13 protein-coding genes are annotated in these 20,885 nt (G+C 43.5%); 3 read left to right on the top strand and 10 right to left on the bottom strand.

Features of this window, described 5'->3' with window-relative positions; all coding sequences use genetic code 11:
* Window positions 1–139 precede the first annotated feature (139 nt).
* The 7 genes from D0T57_RS05180 to D0T57_RS05150 all read right to left on the bottom strand — a co-directional run bounded on the left by D0T57_RS05180 (window position 140) and on the right by D0T57_RS05150 (window position 11,144).
* Window positions 140–1,816: a YfhO family protein gene (locus tag D0T57_RS05180; RefSeq protein WP_163271572.1), complete on the bottom strand. Its 1,677-nt coding sequence runs from the start codon at window positions 1,814–1,816 to the stop codon at window positions 140–142.
* The gene (locus D0T57_RS05175) at window positions 1,806–3,494 is read right to left on the bottom strand and encodes a hypothetical protein (protein ID WP_163271570.1); all 1,689 of its coding nucleotides are present in this window, start codon (window positions 3,492–3,494) and stop codon (window positions 1,806–1,808) included. Before D0T57_RS05175 ends, D0T57_RS05180 begins: the two co-directional genes overlap by 11 nt.
* Before the next feature lie 3 nt (window positions 3,495–3,497).
* Window positions 3,498–5,180: a YfhO family protein gene (locus D0T57_RS05170; RefSeq protein ID WP_163271752.1), complete on the bottom strand. Its 1,683-nt coding sequence runs from the start codon at window positions 5,178–5,180 to the stop codon at window positions 3,498–3,500.
* Window positions 5,161–6,888 (bottom strand): hypothetical protein, encoded by a 1,728-nt coding sequence (locus tag D0T57_RS05165; RefSeq protein ID WP_221412288.1) that lies wholly within the window; start codon window positions 6,886–6,888, stop codon window positions 5,161–5,163. The genes D0T57_RS05170 and D0T57_RS05165 overlap by 20 nt, the downstream gene beginning before the upstream one ends.
* Before the next feature lie 109 nt (window positions 6,889–6,997).
* Window positions 6,998–7,288 carry a hypothetical protein gene (locus D0T57_RS05160; protein WP_163271566.1) on the bottom strand — a complete coding sequence of 97 codons (291 nt, stop codon included), beginning with the start codon at window positions 7,286–7,288 and terminating at the stop codon, window positions 6,998–7,000.
* Window positions 7,289–7,298: 10 nt separating this feature from the next.
* A complete protein-coding gene (gene polA, locus D0T57_RS05155) occupies window positions 7,299–10,100 on the bottom strand; it encodes a DNA polymerase I (RefSeq protein WP_163271564.1) in 2,802 nt (933 codons plus the stop codon).
* Between the two features lie 147 nt (window positions 10,101–10,247).
* Window positions 10,248–11,144 carry a DUF2156 domain-containing protein gene (locus D0T57_RS05150; RefSeq protein WP_163271562.1) on the bottom strand — a complete coding sequence of 299 codons (897 nt, stop codon included), beginning with the start codon at window positions 11,142–11,144 and terminating at the stop codon, window positions 10,248–10,250.
* 403 nt (window positions 11,145–11,547) lie between these two features.
* On the opposite strand from D0T57_RS05150, the gene D0T57_RS05145 reads away from it, so the two are divergent.
* Together D0T57_RS05145 and D0T57_RS05140 are read left to right on the top strand one after the other, a co-directional pair.
* Complete coding sequence (locus D0T57_RS05145; protein WP_163271560.1) at window positions 11,548–12,156, top strand: helix-turn-helix transcriptional regulator; 609 nt, start codon at window positions 11,548–11,550, stop codon at window positions 12,154–12,156.
* A gap of 12 nt (window positions 12,157–12,168) precedes the next feature.
* Window positions 12,169–12,873, top strand: a complete 705-nt coding sequence (locus tag D0T57_RS05140) for a hemerythrin domain-containing protein (protein ID WP_163271559.1) — start codon at window positions 12,169–12,171, stop codon at window positions 12,871–12,873.
* A 17-nt stretch (window positions 12,874–12,890) separates the two neighbouring features.
* Here D0T57_RS05140 and D0T57_RS05135 read toward each other — a convergent pair whose 3' ends face one another.
* Window positions 12,891–14,363, bottom strand: coding sequence for an O-antigen translocase (locus D0T57_RS05135; protein WP_163271557.1), 1,473 nt, complete (start codon window positions 14,361–14,363; stop codon window positions 12,891–12,893).
* Between the two features lie 157 nt (window positions 14,364–14,520).
* Between D0T57_RS05135 and D0T57_RS05130 the strand changes: the two genes are divergently transcribed.
* Window positions 14,521–15,126 (top strand): SIS domain-containing protein, encoded by a 606-nt coding sequence (locus D0T57_RS05130; RefSeq protein ID WP_163271556.1) that lies wholly within the window; start codon window positions 14,521–14,523, stop codon window positions 15,124–15,126.
* Window position 15,127: 1 nt separating this feature from the next.
* Here the strand turns inward: D0T57_RS05130 and D0T57_RS05125 are convergent, their stop codons facing one another.
* Window positions 15,128–16,258, bottom strand: a complete 1,131-nt coding sequence (locus D0T57_RS05125; RefSeq protein WP_163271554.1) for an acyltransferase — start codon at window positions 16,256–16,258, stop codon at window positions 15,128–15,130.
* Between the two features lie 66 nt (window positions 16,259–16,324).
* The gene (locus D0T57_RS05120) at window positions 16,325–20,878 is read right to left on the bottom strand and encodes a translocation/assembly module TamB domain-containing protein (RefSeq protein WP_163271552.1); all 4,554 of its coding nucleotides are present in this window, start codon (window positions 20,876–20,878) and stop codon (window positions 16,325–16,327) included.
* Window positions 20,879–20,885 lie beyond the last annotated feature (7 nt).

The raw sequence follows: 20,885 nt of genomic DNA, 5'->3' as shown, positions 1-20,885 counted from the left end.
TTTATTTGGACTCAATTCTGAGCTTTGTAGGGGCGAATTATCATTCGCCCGGAATAGGGAAAGTCTGCGGGCGAATGATAATTCGCCCCTACAGTAGTCAAAATTGGAACATCATTCTTTCATGCGTTTGCCCTGTGGCTTAACACCCTCTCCGCTTTTGCCTGTAGATATAGATACAAAGAATAATTAAGCAGACAAAATTGAAGAGAAGGCTAAGTTCCTGAATGGGCGTTCCTGAATAATAAACATCTACCTCGCCACTTTCTTCCACAGGTATTTGCACCAATCCGTTTTTACTTTGCGATATAGCGACCGGCTTCCTGTTCGCGAAAGCCATATATCCCTTGTAGTAGAAAAGAGGGAGTTCGAGCGAATCGGGCTGTTGCACCTTGGCTTCGAATGCCAGAGCACCTTTATCCCTTTGGGGCGAATAGATTTCCGTTTCTCCTTTTAGCGGTTTTATGCTGTCTCTGCGTTCTGATATATAGTAAGCCGATGGTACTCTTGCGGGTACATATTCAGCACCGTTGAGGTAGAAGAAATTTCCCGGCAGAGGCTTCTCGTTAGTCTCTTTTATATGTCCGGTATAGACCGCCCTGCAATAATCGTTGTGGCAGAAGAATGTTGCGATAAGGCAGGCGATAAGTATTATGGCAGTAATGAGTTGCTGCTTCTCTTTCAGGAATATCTTCGACAGGTAATATGCTCCGGCTACCGAAAAGAACAGCGTAACGAACAAGAACAGCCGCGACGGGTATTGTATAAACGAAAACAGTGTAAACGGAAACCTCCCCCACGGGAAGATGCTGGAAACTGCCACAAGGAATATCACTCCTACAATAAGCCCTGTATCTACACTTCGCAAGGCTTCCGATTTCTCTCTGACAAAGATTCTCAGGAAAACGACAGCCGTGGATAGAATGCCGATGCCCACTATAATAATATCTTTAGGATAAGCAAATCCGCAAAGCAATGCCCATAGCATATATTCGGGCGATAACTTTGTGCGCGAAGGCAGCGACCAATCGTTGTACTGGTAGCGGAAATCGTTCGATGCCAATTGTTCTGCCAAAGGAAGAGTATAGGAAGAGGTGATGGCTATGGTGGTTAATGCAGCTACAACAAGGAATAATATGCGCTTCGGCTCTTTTGCCAACGGCTTGTAATAGACCGCCAAAAGTATAATTACAGTAAAGAATGTAAGCACGGAAGAGATAACGTGCGAGAAGATCGTCAGGGTAAACCCGAAGGCAATAATATACCATTTGCGGCAATCTCCCTTTATGATATGGTACAACCCCCAGAAAACAAGTGGCAGGAAGGTAAAGGCAAGCACTTCGCCAAATGCAGCGCGGCTATATACATCGAACAGGCGGTAGACCGAAAATGTGTATAGCAAGCCCGAAACGAATGCTATATACGGGTTTTTATATATTGTTTTTACAGCTCCGTACATAATAATGCCGCAAAGGATGGTCATCGTAAAAACCATTATCTCGAAGGCTACAGGTGCACCCGTAACCATCCCGATGAGGGCAAAGGGAACCATCAGCATATCCGAATAGAATACGCGGCTGAGGTAGCCGTAGCCCAGTGCAGCCGAATGGTCGATATAGAGCGGGAAAGTACCTTCCGTTAGCGCAGTGACCAGTGCATCGAACCGTGTAAGGTGGAAATAGTAATCCCATCCCGGATGAGCCGCGACAGGCCCATATATCATATATGATAGGGCGGCGAGGACGACGAGAACGGCAAAGTAGAAGCCTGACGAATATCGCCCGTTGCCCATTATATGTTTCCACCCTTTAGTTTGCATCTTTTCGTCTTTTGTATAAAACATATATAGCTAACAATACCATCGACAGCAGGGAGACATACCAACTGATTCTCTGCACTATTGTTCCGTTGTAATATACCTGTAAGGTGGACGATTGGATAACCTCTACCTGTATCAGCCCATTGTCGCTTTCCTTTATCGGGATATCGTATTTTACTATCTGGAGCGTGGCTATGTACCCTTTGTAGTAGATTAATGGCAATTCGAGGATATCGGGAGATATGATGGACAGGTCGACTGATATGTGCCCATTCTTGTTGACAAAGTTGTGCAGCCTTGTATGATCTTGTTGTGTACTTACCGAATCTTTTCCCCGCTGATGTATGTAGCGGAAAGATGATACCTTTTGCGGCAGGTATTCAAATCCTCCCTGATAGTAATCGTTTTCGACAGATGGGATGCCGGTCAGCCATTGCGGTTCGTAGTCCTTCAGTGCAAGCTGGCGGTTTTTATAGTTGTGGTCGGCAATAACGATGGAGATGATAGTAAAGCTAACAATGACAGCACTCGCAATTATAAGCTGCTTCCTGCTTTTTAACAATACAAAAAGATAATAAGCCCCTGCAATGGCAAAAAAGAAGACTACAAACTCATACAGCCGCCACGGGAACTGCACAAAGCCGAAAGGAAGCCTTCCCCAAGGTATCAGGGAAGATAAGGCAAGAAGGCAGATAATGCCCATAGCGAGGCAAAAATCGGCGATCCGTATATATTCCGGTTTCTTCCTGATAAGGAAAAAGCGGAGCAGGAGCAATAGGATCAACAATGGCCCTGTCCCTGTCAGGTTCTCATCCTTTGGATAAAGCAATCCACTGAGGAATCCCCAACCTATTTGCACAAGGTTTTGCTTGGTTTGTCCGGTTATGTTTTCCTGTAGGGAATAGTGGTAACTGTTTGCCATCATCTGTTCCATCATGGGGAAAATGTAGCTTGCTACAACGGGGATAGTCACGAGTGTGGCAACCAGCAAATAAGCTATCCTTACAGGCTGCTTAATCATCTTTTTGCCGCATAAAAGCAGGCAGATAACCATTACCAGAAGGGTGAGGAAAGACGAGAGCAGGTGTGTGTATATCAACAGGCTATAACCTATTGTCAGCAAATACCATTTCTTGTAATTCCCTGCTATTATATGATATAATCCCAGAAAGATGACAGGCAGGAAAGTGAATGAAATAGCTTCGCCCAAAGCACCACGGTTGTACCAGTCGAAAAAATGATAGACCGAAAAGGTATATAATATACTGCTGAATGCTGCTGCTATCCTGTTTCTGAATATGGATTTTACAGCCAGGTACATAAACCATCCGCAGAGGAATGTCATGGTAAATATCATAAAGCTGTAGGCAAATCCGGCTTCCGTATATAATCCGATAAAGGCAAAGGGAACGAGGGTGAGGTCGGGGTAAAAGGCTTTTACGAAATAGCCATACCCATCGAGTATATTATAGTCTATATAATACGGATAGTTGCCTTCTTTCAGTGCTGACATCAATGTCTCGAAGCGCATGAAGTTGAAATAATAATCGTGTCCGGCATAAGTCGGCAACGGGCCCGGCCAACAAGTCATAAACAGGGATAGAACCAATAGTATAGCGAGAAATATACAGCTGTCATATTTCTTGTCTTTGAGGCTTATCCGTGGTTGAAGAGTCATTCTTTATTCCTTTGTCAAATTAGAGGTTCTCCGCTTGGAAATGTAAATATAGATACACAATCCTAAAATGCCAAATAAGGAAACGATAAGGCTTATCCGTTGTGCGATAGTGCCTGCATAATAGACCTGTATTTCTCCTTGTTTTTGAGGCTCAATATTTATCAATCCGTTTTCACTTTGGCCTACAGGTATATCCTGTCCGTCGAGGGTGGCTTTGTAGCCTTTATAATAGATTAGAGGAAGTTCGAGTTGTTCGGGTTTGGAGGAAGATAGCTTAAATGTGCCGATTCCTTTTTCGCGGAGGAATGCAGTGGCTTTGGTATCAGGATGTATATAGCCGATAGAATCTTTTCGGGAAAAAATATATTCGGCAGAAGGTACACGTTCCGGCAGATATTCCATGCCTCCCATATGATAATCATTTTTCACTGTAGCAGGCACTTCATCTATGGCTGCATAGCATCGTATGTCTTTGTATAATTTACTGTCGTTTGCAATAACTATGGCTATTGCGGCAACAATCATTGTCAAGGCTACTATCCTCCGCTTGTTGCTTTCCAGTAGCAATGCCAGATAATACGCTCCGGCAATAGCAAAAAATAGGCTCGAAAATTCATACAACCGCCAGGGTAGCTGGATAAAGTTGAGCAACCTGAACGGGAAAACAGACCAGGGGATTACCGGAGAGGTAGCTAATATATATATAAACCCGATAATTGTAAATGTATCCGCCAGTTTAAGCTTATCGGATTTACCCCGTACGAAGATCCGTAAAGCTATAACACACGTGAGCAATAGGCCTGTGCCCGGAACAAAGATTTGCTTAGGATGGATAATCCCGCTAAACATACCCCAGATAATCCAGTGAAGGCCAAGAGTACTATCTTCGGCTTTTGCCATTACACTTTTTCCTTCGTAATAGAACGTGTTAGATAGCATCTGTTCAGCCATCGGGAATAAATAATATGCTGTAAGCAGGAGAGTGACAGCCCCGGCAATCAGCAAGCAGTATATACGGTCAGGTTCTCTTAGCAAAGGCCTGATATGGAATACCAGTAAAACCAAAACTGTGACAAACACCAGCACCGAGGAAATGACGTGGGTAAATATCATCAGGCTGAATCCAATAGCCAGAATATACCATTTCTTACGGTTTCCATATATTATTTCATACAACCCCCAGATAACGAGCGGAACGAATGTAAACGACAATGCTTCGCCCAACGCTGCACGGTGATATATATCAAGCAGCCGGTAGATACAGAATGTATAAAGCAATGCTCCCGCCATAGCGGCATATGGGTTCTCTAAAAGCCTGTATGATGCTTTGTAAGTGAAAATTCCGCATAAGACAGTCATGGTAAATATCATCGACTGCCAACCGAATTCTGCACTGGTAAGATTGCCTATAAAAGCAAAAGGAATGAGGATAACATCGGGATAGAAGGCTTTCGTGAAATAGCCATACCCATCGAATGCCTGATAATCGAGATATATGAGGAAAGGCGATGATTGAAGCCCCTCCATCAATGCCTGAAAACGTTGGTAATGAAAAAAGAAATCCTGCCCGGGACAAAGCGGGTAATAAGAAATCATCATTGCCGCAGTGAGCAGGACAATCATTGCAAGAAAAAACCAGAAGGTGTTTTCCTTTTTATCGAATAATTTATTCAGGATAATATTCATCAACTTTCCGGTTTTGTTTCCTTTGAGAGTATATTGCAAATATAATCAACAAAATAATGACAGATATAGAAACATAGAAACTTAACTTTCGTATGGCAGTAGTTGCATACCATGCTTCGATTTCTCCCGACTCGTTTACCGGCACGGCGACGAGCCCTATATCACTTTCCGAAACTTCAACAGGCTTTCCGTTGAGGGTAGCTTGATAACCATAGTAATAGAAAAGTGGCAGGGCTATGGTATCCGGCTTATTTACAACAACTTTTACCCGTGTTTTATTTTCATATCTCTTTAAGCTTTTTATCGAAGTTGACGGGTCTTTTGCATTAATAATTATTCCGGTATGGCTTATATGTTCCAGATAAGGTATCTTTGCCGGAAGATACTCGCCTCCGATAATGTTATAGTTGTTGCACAGCGATGGAAATTCGTTTCTCACCCTGTCCCATTTATCTCTCTTGGGGTACATTTCCTTAAAGTTGAGGCTATGAATATAAATGGTTCCCATAGTAATGAAGACGATAAGTACGAGCCATAGCATCCTTTGTTTCTTCTTTACCAGAAGTAGGGATAGGTAATATCCTCCGGCAATGGCTAGGAAATATGTCGAAAATTCATACAGCCGCCACGGATATTGTATAAATGAGATAATGTTGAGAGGGAAACTTCCCCAGGGGATTATCCTTGCTGATGCAATGATATAGCAGATTCCGATAATAACGCCTAAATCAGTCAACCTCAGTTTGTCACTCTTTTGTCCTTTGATAAAGAAACGCAGGAAGATAACACTGACCAGCACAATGCCTACACCTGTCCAGAGCTTAGTCTTGTAATAAGCCACACCGCTAAGCAGTCCCCAAAGGACATAATCGAATCCAACTTTCCCGTAGCCTGCTCCTCCACCCGGAAGCCGCTTGTTGAAATAATATCCGGCATGGCTCACCTGTTCCAAAATCGGAAGCCAGTAATAACAGACAGCTATAAAAGTTACTCCTGCTGCCAAGAGGAGATAATAAATCCGTTTCGGCTCGTTTTTGAACGACTTGTAATATACTGCGATGAATACAAGGAATGTAATGAATGTAAGCACAGAGCTTATAGCATGTGTATAGATAAGCAATATATAGCTTAATGCTAAGACATACCATTTCTTGTAATCGCCATGAATAATATAATACAACCCTAAAAAGACAAGGGGCAGGAAGGTAAAAGAAAGGGCCTCGGCCAGCGCGCTTCTATGATATACATCGTAAAGGCGGTACATGGAGAATGTGTAGAGGATGGAACTTATTGCGGCGGCATAACGATTGTTATATACAACCCTTACAGTGTGATACATTATTAGTCCGCATAGCACGGTCATGGTGAATATCATAAAATCGTATGCGAAAAATGCGTCGGTAAATAGGCCCACTATGGCAAATGGTACAAGTATAAAGTCGGGGTAAAACCCATTGACAAAGTAGCCGTATCCTTCTACATGCTCATAGTCGAAGTAGAAAGGATATGTTCCTTCGCGCAGTGCTTGTATTACCATCTCCAAGCGATGGAGGTGAAAAAAGAAGTCATATCCTGCATAATATTTCGATGTGATACCGTTGCAGAGCATCACGAAAATAGAGAGGGCAACCAACAAGGCTACAAACAGCCAGTATTGGGTTTTGTTATTTGTTGATGTGTTGTTAAATAAACTCTTAAGAATATTCATTCTGATGAAAAAATTCATAGTATATGACAGAAATTAAAATTATTGTAATATTCGCCCCTACAGGCTTTCGAGAGAATATCATTTTTTTTGTCATATACTGTGGAAAAAATTATACTTCTTTATTTGTTAATGATAAGCCATCCAAATCTTTGGTCAGGCAAATATCTGTTATCGAATCTTTATTGTCTTGTTTGTTTCTTCTTCTCTGACTCACCTCCACCATATTCCCGTCTTCGTCTTGTATAGAGTCTGTAAATTCTCCGGTTGGCGAGTGTTCCTTCAATGTATCTATCTGGCAGATTGTGTACCATCGAAGCGGATAATCTTCAGGCTCGGAAAATGTAAAAGACGATGTTATAATCAGTATAAATATGGATCCCGTTGTCAGTATTCTTTTCATAAATTGCTTATTAATGCGCTTCAAGCCAGTTGTTCCCTTGTCCGCAATCGGCTCTTAGCGGAACGGCAAGCTTATAGGCACTTTCCATTTCTTCTATCACGATTTTCTTCACGGTATCCAGTTCGCCCTCGGCTACATTGAAGTTCAATTCGTCGTGAACCTGCAATATCATTTTCGATTTCAGCTTCTCTTGCTGAAACCTGTCGAATATCCTGTTCATCGCTACTTTTATAATGTCGGCGGCACTTCCCTGTATCGGTGCGTTTATGGCATTGCGTTCGGCATAGCCGCGTACGGTAGTGTTGCGCGAATTGATATCCGGCAGATAGCGTTTGCGTCCGAATACGGTTTCCACATAATTGTGCTCGCGCGCAAGTGCTATGCTCTTATCCATATACTCCTTCACCTTAGGATAAGTTTCGAAGTAGCCGTCTATCAGTTCTTTTGCTTCTCCGCGCGGGATGGTAAGCCTTTCGGCTAATCCAAATACAGAGATGCCGTAGATGATGCCGAAGTTGGCAGTCTTGGCTTTGCGGCGCATATCGCCTGTTACTTCGCCGATTGGTATTTTGTATATCTTGGCAGCAGTTGCGGCATGGATATCTTCTCCGCTATTGAAGGCCTCGACCATATTCGGGTCTTGGCTGAGGTGTGCCATAATGCGAAGCTCTATTTGCGAATAGTCGGCAGAGAAAAACGTGCACCCTTCGTCGGCTATAAAGGCTTTGCGTATCTCGCGCCCCTGATCTTCGCGTATCGGTATGTTTTGCAGGTTGGGATTGCTCGAACTCAGGCGTCCCGTGGCAGTTACCGTTTGGTTATACGATGTATGCACCTTGTTGTCTTTCGGGCTTACCAATTGGGGTAGGGCATCCACATATGTGCTAAGCAGTTTCTTCAATCCGCGGTACTCCAATATCTTACCCACTATCGGGTGGTTTTCGCGCAGGCTTTCCAGCGTTTCTTCGCTTGTTACATATTGCCCGGTCTTGGTCTTCTTTGGTTTATCTACAATCTTCAACTTGTCGAAGAGAATTTCGCCCACCTGTTTAGCCGAATTGATATTAAATTCGGTTTCGGCATCTTTGAAGATATCGGCTTCTATGATTTGCAGTTGCCCGGACAGTTTCTTCGAGTATTCACCCAAAGCTTCTATATCCAGCCGTACTCCTGTATATTCCATATCTGCAAGGACATACACCAGCGGCAATTCTATTTCGTACAGAAGTTCCTGCAACCCTTGCTTTTCTATAGCCTTTTCCAGAATGGCTTTCAGCTTCAATACTATATCGGCATCTTCGCAGGCATAGTCCTTTATCTGCTCCGGTTTTAGCTGGCGCATATTCAGTTGGTTCTTACCCTTTGCCCCTATAAGTTCGTCGATATGGATGGTCTGGTATTTGAGATAAGTCTCTGCCATATAGTCCATATTGTGCCTCAGTTCGGGGTTTAGCAGGTAGTGGGCGATCATCGTATCAAAAAGCTGTCCTCTTACGGTTATACCATAGTTTTTCAGTATGATAATGTCGTATTTAATGTTCTGCCCTATCTTTTCTATCTTCTCGTTCTCGAAGAACGGGCGGAAAAGTTCTACTACCTCCTGTGCCTTTTCCTTGTCGGCGGGCACGGGTACATAGTATGCTTCACCTTCTTTGTAGGCGAATGACATACCTACCAGTTCGCTTACGGTAGGGTCTAATCCTGTTGTTTCGGTATCGAAGCTACAGGCAGTTTGTTTCAGCAGGTCGGCAACGAGGTTTGCCATTTCCTCTTCCTTGTCTACTAGCAGGTAGCTGTGTTCTATGTCTTTTAAGGTTTGCAGGCCGGAATATCCTGAAAAATCTTCGGGCGAATTTGTGTTGCCCGGAGGTAGCAGTTCTGCAAAGAGATCGCCTTGAATAGCTTCGTGGGTGGTGGTTACCCTGACCGGATTAGCCGGCGAACCATCCTTTTTCAGCACCCTGTTGATAAGTGTCCTGAATTCCAGTTCTTCGAACAGTGTATGTATCTTCTCTGCGTTTATCTCCTTGCGCTTGTATTCGTCCTTGTTAAATTCTATAGGGACATTTGTCTCTATCGTAGCCAGGAATTTGGAGAAGATAATCTGCTCCTTGTTTTCTTCGAGCCGCAGCTTTAGTGTCCCCTTTATTTTACCGGTATTTTCCAGAAGGTTTTCTATTGTTTCATATTCTGCCAGCAACTTCTGTGCCGTCTTAGGCCCTACACCCGGACAGCCCGGTATGTTGTCGGACGAATCGCCCATCAGCCCGAGAAGGTCTATCATTTGAGTGGGCGACGACAGTTCGTACTTCTCCATTACCGCTTTGGCGTCTAATACATCGAAGCCATTGCCTGCAAATTTGGGCTTGTACATAAAGATATGTTCGCTGGTCAACTGCCCGTAATCCTTGTCGGGAGTCATCATATATACATCGAAGTTCTCCTTTTCGGCTTTCTTTGCTATTGTGCCTATTACATCGTCGGCTTCGTAGCGTGGCACTTCGATCATCTTTATATTGTAGGCATCTATAATCTCCTTTATAATAGGTATGGCAGCCCGTATATCTTCGGGAGTTTCCTGCCGCTGTGCTTTATAATGTTCGTAGGCCTCGTGGCGGAATGTCCCGCCGGGAGGGTCGAAGGCTACGGCAATATGCGTAGGGTTCTCTTTGCGGAGCAACTCTTCCAATGTATTGACAAAGCCAAAGATGGCGGAGGTGTTTTGCCCTTTCGAACTTACCCTCGGGCTTTTGATAAAAGCATAGTACGAACGGTATATCAATGCGTAAGCATCTAATAGAAATAGTTTCATTGTATGTGGTTGAAAATTGCCGGCAAGTTACGCAAAAACGAGGGAATTACAAAAGAGAGGTCTTTTCAAAACATCAAGCCGCTTATTGTCAGTGTATTATTGGTGCTTATTCCTGATCTTGTCATGTGCTGTGAAATATCCTACACTTTACAAAGGTAACAATATACCCTCTTCCAGTAATATATCGGGATAATAAGACATCTTAGCTTTGCGAAGGTTCTCCACGCCCATATCTTCCTCCCTGTTGATATAGGTAAATTCGGAAGCCTCGTGCTCTATAAATTGCTGGTTGATGATGGTATAAGCCCCATTCATATCACCAAAAGCCTTTTCTACATGCACCACAAACGAATCGGTAGTAAGCGGTTCGCCAAGTGTAAATGCTACAATCTTACCATTTACCCTTATAGCCCCACCCCTAAGACCCAGATAATCGAAATGCTCAAGCATCAGGCGGGTGGCTATATAATCGTATCGAAGCGATTTGTCGACTCTCGATTCCACGCTTTCTTCCCATTCGTCTAGCATCCTTACGCATTCGTCCAGTTCTTCCTTCTCGGTCAGCGGAAAATATTGCCAGTCGGGGTTATCGGCTTTGAAGCGGTTGATATGATTACGTTTACTTTGCAGTTTTTTTCCGGACAGCTTAATCAGTTTCTCCGAAAGGTAGATGTATTCGTCGTTGTTCCTGTCGTGTATATACCTGAAACGGCCGGGCATTTCCTTTTCTATAGCCTCCCACATACGAAGCGAAATACCTTTCATCTGGAATGGGATGTTATTTTCTTCGGCATCTTTAACAATAAGGTCGAAAGCTTCTTTGAGAGGCATATGTCCTATAGGCATCATATAGTAAACCTTTCCGGGCGACTCCTGAAACCTTAAGAACAGGGTGCGGTGTTCGATGGCAAAAACCGTCTTAAATCTGGCGTTCCACGCAAAAAGGTTTGTAAAGCAAAAATCGCAGGCGCGATATGTATTACCAGAGAAACAGCTATCAAAGTCTTTCTTGTCTGCAAGTGTTATTTGTTTGAAGTTTAGCATAAGTGATTCTTATCAAATATATTATGTATATAATTCAAAAATTAATTTAGTTATGTCAATCAGTTAACAATATCTTTAGATACAAGTAAACGAGATACGAGTTCATGTTCTATCAGCACTCAACTCGTTTACTCGTCTACTGGTGTCTTGTATCTCCCTAAAAAGTAACACATGTAACACATTTTTCAGCCTTTTTTTCTGTTACTTTTTCCTCTCTCGGAATTGGTATCTTTAAATCCTATAGATAAAGTTTCCGCGTCTTCATTTATCCAATTGTTAAACAAAGCTAGTATAAATATTGTTTCGGCAGAATCAAATAGAAACAGATTATAGATCATATCATTTGTTTATAAAAAGATTTATAACGACATTTGTTCTTATAAAGAATGATTCTATATAATATATGCCAAATTCGAAAAAGGTACTTGCTGTTGCAGAAACATCTTATATCATCCGTAAAGGATTGGTTTATGCTCTCTCGCAATTAGACAGTGTAGGCAAAGTGATAGAACTGAAAGAGATGGAAGATATTGCCTACCAGCTCGACATACTTCACCCCGACGCTGTTCTTATCAATCCCATGCTATTGGGACATTCTGCACGGCACGACATAAGGCAACAGCTCAACATACAAAAAGATGTTGCCATCATTGCACTGGTTTACAATCTGATAGACGAACAGTTTTACAAATCGTACGATGCTGTAATACGCATAAACGATTCCGAATCGAAAATAGAAGAAACACTTCTCGCTTGCCTCAACAAAGAGGCTGCCACCCAGACAGACCAGGAGGAGCTAAGCGACAGGGAAAAAGAAATCCTGATAAGTGTGGTAAAGGGTATGAGCAACAAGGAGATAGCCGACCATCATAACATTTCGATACATACGGCTATTACACACCGGCGCAACATCACCCGCAAACTAAAGGTACACAGCATATCGGGGCTTACCATTTATGCTATCATCAACAAACTGATAGACATCTCGGAAATTAAGTATCAGGACGAATAACAAAACATCATCATGCAAAATATAACCATAATATTCAAAAAAACGATGAAGATGTCGGATCTCATAGATGCCGACTACCGTTTGCTATTGTTGCTCAACCGTATAGGTATAACACTTGGGTTTGGAGAAAAAACCGTTGATAATGTTTGCAAGGAAAGCGGTTTCGATACCGATTGTTTTTTGTTTCTCGCCAATTTCCAATCCAACAAATCGATAATAAATGTGCAGGAAGTGTTTGACTCCCTACCCCTCGAACCATTTCTTCAATATCTGAAAAATTCGCACAGCTACTTCCTCGACAGGAGGCTGCCTAATATACGCCGCAAACTGGAACTGGTGTTTTCCGACAGCGAAAAGAGACTGAAAGAGATGGTACTCGATTTTTTCGATAATTATACTAACGAAGTATTCGAACATATGGAATACGAAGACGAGGTGGTATTCCCCTATGTACGTGCCCTGATAAACGAATCGGCAAAAGAGCAGTATTCTATCAATATATTCGAAGAACGGCACAACGATATAGAAGGTAAGATGAACGACCTGAAACAGATATTGATGAAATATGTACCGGGGTCGACCGACCAGATGCTAATGGTAAATATACTGACCGAACTGTATATGTCGGAAGAAGAGCTGGAAGCCCACACCTTTATAGAAGACGGACTTGTGATACCTAAAGTGAAACGAATAGAGAAAAGCAGGAATGCTAATTAGCCAAAAGCACCCTGATATTATTTCTTTCTAAACCATGCTTTCAAGTCGCTAATATCAAATACTTTCCTTAGCTTGACATACGCATATAGCAAAGAGAGAGCAAATATAATTATACCTATCCAGAATGGAGATTGCGCAGAAAGCATCAGATAGGAACAAGTGCCTATGAGCAGGGTGTTTATCGTTGCCATTACGGAAATCTCCCGGCTCCAAATGAAATTGCTGAGCCTTTGCCCTACAATAAGTACGGCAATAAGATATACAATATAAGCCAGCAGGTAGGAAATACCCCACGCATCCAATCCGTAGTGAGCAGACAAAAAATATCCCGCAACCAGGTAAACCAGATAAAACAATCCTTCCATTATAAAAAACAGAACCCCTTTGTTCTTTGCCAGCATAATGAATGCTACGGGCCAGCTCAAAAGTTTGAAGAACGTTCCGGCTACCTGCCAGTTGAGCAACGTTGTGGCATTAGTAAAGTCGGACGAATATAACATGGTTATTATCCATTTCGAAAACAGGAGCATCCCTATTATTACAGGTGCAGCAATAATCAGGACTATATATGTCTGTTCGTTCACCAACTTGCGTACCTCCGGCTTGTCGCCGGCAATAGCAGACAACCGAGGGAAGAAATCGGATCCCATGGAGCGCAGTATAAGAGCCAGATAAACATTTGTTATAGCCCACGCCGACTGAAACAATCCGGCAGTGCCCATATCTATAGTCCGGGTAATATATGCCCTGACAATAAACATACACAATGTGCCCATAAAAGCGGCCGCAACAACAAAAAGCCCCAGCCTGAGCGGTTCCAATCCCTGTTGGTAAGCCTCTCTCAGCGGGAGAGCGATTTTTTTCACGCCCTGCCTCCGGTAATAATACTCCACACACAGAAAAGAAACAAGGGCGGATACGATAAAGGCGGGTACGATTCCATCCAAGCCGAAGAAATAATAGAAAGGTACAGTAAACACCAGCCCGCCCAGGCTGCCCCATACAGCCGACTTTGCCATTTCGGGAATGCGCCGCATACCCTGCAATATAGTAGAACGCCCCGTAGTAAGTATGGCAAGGAAAATACAGGCCGAAAGCACGGCTATATATGGCGTATACGATGCGTCGTCTAATATATACTTACTCAGCGGATAGCTTGCAAGCAACGAAACTATAAGTCCTGATATGGCACAGGCTGTAAACCATTTATTGTATCGGGCTATTGCTTTGGAAGAAACCGATTCATCGTTTTGCTCCTGCTTTTCGGCTATTTCGCGGACTCCTGCGGTATCGAGCCCTAAAGTGAATGCCGAACGGAAGGTGTCTATTACCGACTGGTAGATGCCGATAAGCCCCACGCCGACAGTGCCCAGAAGCAGGGCGACAATCTTGGTGCGGATGATGCCGGCAATTATCACAACCACTTGCGAACCGCCGAATATGGCAGTCGATTTTAATATCTGGCTGTATGAGGTATTATCTTTTTTCATTTATATTTTGGCAAAAGCCATAAAACAAAGTTATATAAAAAACTGCATTATGTTTTTATCGCTATTTATATTTAGAGCCTGTTTTTGTTTTATACAGGATATTCTAATAAACAAGAAATATTGTATCTTTGGTTCATCAAAAATCAGAAAGAACCTTATGCAGAAAGACGAAATCCGCTCATTACTAGAGCACGAAGCCAACTCGATACTCAGCATCCCTGTTACAGATGCTTACTCCGAAGCCATCGACCTTATTGTAGAACAGGTAAACCTGAAAAAAGGTAAACTCGTTACCAGCGGGATGGGCAAGGCCGGACAAATAGCACAAAATATAGCTACCACATTCAGTTCTACAGGCACGCCTGCCGTATTTCTTCACCCCAGCGAAGCACAGCATGGCGACTTAGGTATTTTGCAGGAAAATGATATCGTACTTGCTATATCCAATTCGGGAAAGACTAGGGAAATAGTAGAACTCATAGATTTAGCTAAGCAATTGATTCCGCATATCAAGTTCATAGTCATCACCAGCGATGCTGAAAGTGAGTTGGCCAAGGAAGCCGATGTGTGCATCCTCACAGGAAAACCTGCCGAAGTATGCTGCCTGGGGCTTACTCCTACTACATCGACTACTGTGATGACAGTAATTGGCGACATATTGGTAGTGGGCACGATGAATAAGATCAAATTTACCCCTGCCGATTATGCAAAAAGGCATCATGGCGGATATCTGGGCGACAAATCGCGTAAGATGAGCAAGTAATTTACTTTTTGGTCAAATACCGTTTGCGCAGCCATTCTCTTACAGGCAGGTCGTAAAACCTCATAGAAATGTAAGCCACAAGGATAGCTGCTGCCAATGCCAGTATGCCGTAAGGCCATGCTTCTTCCAGTGTATAATTATTATTCGTTGCCCATGCCATATATACATATGCTATCGGGAAATGCGTAATATAGATAGGGTAAGATATATCGCCCAGAAATTTACATAGTTTAGACGCCTTTTCGCCTTTCACCTTGCCTCCGGCTCCCAGCCAGACGATAAACGGAAACATAACCATCAGGCAGAAACACTCATACAAGCCATTCATCCACGGGTGCTCCGCGCCTCCGAGGCGCGGCACAGAGAATAATACCACAAGCAAGAGGCTTGCGACGAGGAATGCGTGTTTTGTGTAACGCAGTTTTGCCGTCCGTGCCAGCAATAAACCTGCAAGGAAAGGAAAAGCCAGGCGTGTAAATCCTATTCTCATCTGGGTAGCGTCGATAGACCACCCTCCTATGATATCGCCGTTAGGATTTGTCAAAGCATAATGTATTGTCACTCCGGCAGCTGTTAGTGTTATGGCAGCCAGAACTATTTTAGACAGATGGCGCAATACGAGGGCATAAACTATATTGGCAATATATTCGAAGAAGAGAGACCATGCAGGCCCGTTCAACGGGTGCATCTCGCTCCATCCCCTTATATCCATCCCCTTACTTACAGGTATCAATGTACACCCTATCAGCATTACCAGCAGCATCTTCCACACCGGCACATCGTGTATTTCCGGCCATAAGCCAGGAGAATCCTGAAAATAAAACAATGCCGCGCCAATCAGGGAGCCTATGATAATCATTGGCTGGAGACGTATCAGGCGTCGTTTGAAAAAATCTTTCAATGTCATTTTGTCCCAACGGTCGTCGTATGCGTAGCCGATCACAAAACCGGAAAGGAGGAAGAAAAAGTCGACAGCCAGATAGCCGTGATTGATAATCTGCTTTGCATGGTCGCCGCCGGAATGGATTTCCAGGATATGGAAGAATACGACTAATATAGCAGCTACTCCGCGCAGCCCGTCCAATATTTCATAATGCGGTTTCGATTCGGCCAAGCTTAATGGTTGTTTCATATTTGTATTGATAAAAGGGTTGTCGTAGTTGAAAATAAAAAGGGGATTCAAAAGCAATTTCCATATTTATCTACCCCCCTCGGTCGTCTCCTTATTATTAGCCCCTGCCGGTTGCTGTGCCGGTGGAACTTGGGCAGGAAACTTATCCTGCGGGGCACTATCTTGATTTTGCGTTGTATTATTCCTGTTGCGCCTCCTTGGCTTGAACGAGCTGAACAGGCGTTTCAATGTTGCAGCTTCCTTGGTGTAAACGATACCGATACCCTGCGTATATGGAGCCGTACGGTAATACCTGTCGTTGGTATGGTTATATCCCCTCAATGTCCATAACGAATTAAGCTGGTATTCTACATCGAAGTCGCTGATAATATTATCCTGATTGGTCTGGTCGGTACGGTAGCCCAGGTTGGTTTTTACCTTCAGTTTACCGTCCATAAACCCACGCGATACATTCACACTCATATCCATACTTTCCAGAGTGCCGTCATTAGATTCTATATTCGTTCCCACTTCCCAGCTATCGCCCAGAATATTGCCCACGATAGAGCTTAATCCTTTCGACAGGGTAGAAGAGGCTACACTGGTCCACAATCCTTGTCCCAGATTTGTATTACCTCCTGTTTCGGGATAAAACGAACCTGTTGCTATAAGGTATGCAAATTGCTTGATCTTTTGTTCGCTGGTAGCAATCAGGCTCCTGATTTTACTCTGCACATCTTCTTCGGCCTCAGGCACATTGATATCGTAGGTAAGGTCCATCTTATTCATATTGCCTTTTATACCCAATACACAATCGACATTTACACGCGGCGAAGACAACTCGTCGAATGCAAAACTATTGTCGAGCGTGGTAAGGGTAGCCCTCACCCTGTGGTAAGCTGTGATGTCGAACCGGGTGCGCATAGGGTCGCCTATGAAATTGAGTTTGCTCCCGTTTTGTATCTGGAATCCTATCCTTTTCACTCCTTGCAGGTTAAGGCTGACATTTCCGCCTGTAAGCGTATAGTCGCCGAAGGTAGACATATTTTCGGTATCCATATCGTAGCCGAAATTGATAGTCCCGTTTCCGTTGGCTTGCATTGCATCGCCCGTAAGCGGGTCTATTACCACGCCCAGAGTAAGGTCTTTGGTGACATCGAGGCGTATTTTCATATTCATCGAGAACGAAGTAGAAGGGGTGGTATTGTCTTTTTCTTTTTCCAGCTTATCTTCGGGCACATTTATATAAACCACACTGCGATAGTCGGTAGCCTCGGAACTTTGGGGCAATAATATATTCAACACAGAATTTTTATCATTCCTTATCTGCATATTCATATTCACACCATCGTCGTCGCCTTCTATCTTCACGGTTCCCGAAGCAAATACACGCCCGTAGAAAAGGCTGTCGGTGCGGTGCATCGTATTGAGTACCATAAGATTGGTCATCTGCATATCGAGTTTATACTTCATATCCCCGAAATTTTTATGGGTCAGCGAGGCGTTTACGCTTGCGCTGTTTCCATGACTGTCTTTCAGCGTCAGGTTGTTGAGCCCTACATTGCCGGGAGTTATCTGTATGGTGTCAGATATGGTATAAACCACATTTGTATAGTCTATCCCTATCTGCGTATCATTGAACCCTACAAACCCTCTCAATAGCGGAGCTTTGGTGCTTCCTTCTATTATGAGGTTTGTACTGATGCTTCCGGAAACTTTATTCGCCATGTCGGCAACAAAGGGTTGTATCCAGCCTACTTGCATCTCATCGAGACGGAGTTGCAGGTCGAGGGAGTCGGGGCTGGTATATACCGTTCCATCCAGTTCGGCTTTTTCTTCGTCTCCTTTTTTCAACAATGCGTTTACGCGTGCACCACCAAAATAGTCGCTCCATTGGCTTTCCAGGTTCATAGTCCCCAGTGTATCGCCGAATATAATGATATCGGCAACCTGAAAGCCTTCGGTATATAGTTCGGGCATATCGAGCAGGTTGGTCAGCATGACATCTCCGTGGATACATCCTCGTATGTTTTTTATATCGAAAGCTTCGAGCAAATCGCCAATTTCGGCATGGTTGAAGTAAGCTTTGAGGCTGTCGGTTTTCTGTTTCGAGATTACACCTTCTACCCCGAAGTATTTCCTGTTGTTGACCCCTAACCCGAAATTCTGAATCTCGGTACGGTCGCCTACATTCGATATTTCGGCAGGAAGTATGTTGATAGCCAGATTGCCAACATATATGTTCGACGATTTTATATCCAGTTTCGAGACCAGTTCGTTGCTGGCATTGCGGCTGAAAGAAGCCGTAGATTCCACGCCTCCTGCTATGTTGATATCCGTATTTTCACTGCTGAGGGAAATAAGGCTGTGAGCCAAATCTTCTTTGCCGTTGAACAGCAATCCGAGTTTGTAAATGCCTTCGTCCATCAATATATTACTGTTGGCGACTCCGTTAAATATACTGTCTGTATTTTCTATCCCTATATGCGTATTCTTTATGTCGTATGCTCCATAGCGTAGGTATGGGATATCTCCCCTTAGTTTTATCTCCCTGCCGATGGTATTGATATTCCCGTTTATCCGGGCAGGCAGGATAACATCGACCGGAAGTTCCAGTATTTTCCCCAGTTCTTCGGTATTATTAGCCGAGATGTTGAATGCGAAATTATTCTTATAATAATTATTCTTTGTTTTCAGCTTCTTGGTTTCGGGGAAAACGGCAGGCAGGTAACTGTGCATAAGGTCGGAAATCTCGTCGGGGAGGGTAGCGAAGGCATACTGCCCCGAAATATTTGCAGTAAGCAACGAAGAAGTCAGGCTGATATATTTCTCATTGCTTTCTTTTTTGCCCGATTCCAACGTGAATTTCCCCGGTTGGAAGTGATAATTGGCATCATGGAAATCAAGACTATCTATAGTAACAATTCCGGCTATATTATCTATATCAATTCCTTTTATTTTCCCATCGAGCACAAGCGACAACCGTGGATTTACCCAATAATCATTTTTGTAGAAATGGTCGATATGCAAATTGTCTGCATTCAGATATACATTAATATCGGGCGTATTATCCTGTGTCATACTGGCTTCTGCCACCACTTTGCCGACAGGAAGGTCGGCATTGGCACTGATTCCCATATCGTGAGGGTTATAGTATCCTTCGAATGGGATATTGTTATATACATTCTGTTCATACCCCAAAGCGATGAGGTTGCCTTTTGCTTCTGCCGTCAATCCACTGGCTTCATGTTGCAGTGCCGTGATGTCTACATTAGCCGATAATGTGCCCAAGCCTGTAGTGCCGCCAAGCAGGTTGCCCAGATTGAAGTTCTTAGTATTTAGCCCTGCTAATACATCGAAATTGGAGAAAGTTGTATCCACCCTTCCCGACGCTACCATTGTGATAGCACCCTGACGGCACCATGCTTCGGCATCGAGCCTGAATTTTTTCAACTGTCCGGTTACCTGCCCTTTCAGGAAGATATCACCCATCTGGTTTAGTATATCGGGGGCTACGAAAGTAGAATCTCCCAGCCGTGCCAATGATGTGACAGCGGCAGGCGAGGCCTTGAAGCGGTCGATAAAAAGATTGATATCCGACTCCCCATACCGTTCGTAGCTTGCCAACCCTGCATTTCCTTCGAGATAAAGGTCGTTGCCATAAGTCAGGTTGATGTGTTCGATATTTACCGAAGGAAGTGTTCCGTTCAATGCAGTATTTAATGAGATCTTATTTTTCAGGAATTTTAAGTTCGGAAGAAAAGCTGCCAAGTCTATAGGCTCTATTTCGGTATCTTCTGTATTAACTTCAAATTCGTCGGTAGAAAGGTTGTATCTGGCTCTTTGTGTTATCAGATGCGAACCGGGCAGGTATAGTGCCAGCCCATCTATCCACAACTGCGATTTGTCGGAGAAAAAATGTCCTTTAAGTGATTTGATTTCTACTCCCGATGTTTCTTTTGCCGAAAGCTCGTTGAGGGCTATATCGAATTTATCCGGATCAATCGAGTTTAGGTCGAGATTAGCATTCAAATCGTTGATTGCAATATGCGAAGCATTGAAAATGCCGGGTGTAACCGTATCGGATAGCACATCGTACCTGAGCCGGCCTCTTTTCAGGCTGATATCTTCTATAACTATTACCAGCGAACTTTTGGTTGTATCTGCCGGGATGGTATCCGTACCCGAAAAGGCATCGACTATAAACTGGAAATTGAAGTCGCTGATACTGTCTTTACGGTTTACATTGATTACGAAATCTTCTGCTGTCACACTGGTAATAGCCAGCGTGCTGTTCTTTATAAATTTCCACGGGCTGAGAGTTGCCGACAGGTTGTTGGCATATAGTAAGGTATCAGCAGCCTGATCTTCTATATAGACGCCTTTCAGCGATACTTTATTGAACAGGCTCAGCCGGACTTCCTCAATAGAAACCTCTGTATTGAGTGTCTTTTTTAGTTCCTCGACTGCAAAGCCGGCCGCTTTTTGTTGTACATAAGGTATGGAAAACAGGGTGTATAAAAGTGCATTCAACCCGATGAATCCGATAAACACATACAACAGTGTTTTCAGTATCCGCCGTGGCAGGCTCTTCTTTGCAGGTTGCTGAGGGGTGGCTTTTACGTCTTCTGCCTGTTCCATTTATTCT

Origin of the sequence: Dysgonomonas sp. 511 (assembly GCF_010501105.1) — a bacterium.
GTDB lineage: Bacteria > Bacteroidota > Bacteroidia > Bacteroidales > Dysgonomonadaceae > Dysgonomonas.
The sequence above is the reverse complement of the archived record's forward strand: the minus strand, read 5'-3'. Positions and strand labels throughout refer to the sequence as shown.

What these genes read in the sequence shown, in the direction of transcription:
- D0T57_RS05180 (WP_163271572.1), bottom strand. Translation starts at nt 1,816, where the DNA reads ATGCAAACTAAAGGGTGGAAACATATAATGGGCAACGGGCGATATTCG.
- D0T57_RS05175 (WP_163271570.1), bottom strand. Translation starts at nt 3,494, where the DNA reads ATGACTCTTCAACCACGGATAAGCCTCAAAGACAAGAAATATGACAGC.
- D0T57_RS05170 (WP_163271752.1), bottom strand. Translation starts at nt 5,180, where the DNA reads ATGAATATTATCCTGAATAAATTATTCGATAAAAAGGAAAACACCTTC.
- D0T57_RS05165 (WP_221412288.1), bottom strand. Translation starts at nt 6,888, where the DNA reads ATGAATATTCTTAAGAGTTTATTTAACAACACATCAACAAATAACAAA.
- D0T57_RS05160 (WP_163271566.1), bottom strand. Translation starts at nt 7,288, where the DNA reads ATGAAAAGAATACTGACAACGGGATCCATATTTATACTGATTATAACA.
- polA (WP_163271564.1), bottom strand. Translation starts at nt 10,100, where the DNA reads ATGAAACTATTTCTATTAGATGCTTACGCATTGATATACCGTTCGTAC.
- D0T57_RS05150 (WP_163271562.1), bottom strand. Translation starts at nt 11,144, where the DNA reads ATGCTAAACTTCAAACAAATAACACTTGCAGACAAGAAAGACTTTGAT.
- D0T57_RS05145 (WP_163271560.1), top strand. Translation starts at nt 11,548, where the DNA reads ATGCCAAATTCGAAAAAGGTACTTGCTGTTGCAGAAACATCTTATATC.
- D0T57_RS05140 (WP_163271559.1), top strand. Translation starts at nt 12,169, where the DNA reads ATGCAAAATATAACCATAATATTCAAAAAAACGATGAAGATGTCGGAT.
- D0T57_RS05135 (WP_163271557.1), bottom strand. Translation starts at nt 14,363, where the DNA reads ATGAAAAAAGATAATACCTCATACAGCCAGATATTAAAATCGACTGCC.
- D0T57_RS05130 (WP_163271556.1), top strand. Translation starts at nt 14,521, where the DNA reads ATGCAGAAAGACGAAATCCGCTCATTACTAGAGCACGAAGCCAACTCG.
- D0T57_RS05125 (WP_163271554.1), bottom strand. Translation starts at nt 16,258, where the DNA reads ATGAAACAACCATTAAGCTTGGCCGAATCGAAACCGCATTATGAAATA.
- D0T57_RS05120 (WP_163271552.1), bottom strand. Translation starts at nt 20,878, where the DNA reads ATGGAACAGGCAGAAGACGTAAAAGCCACCCCTCAGCAACCTGCAAAG.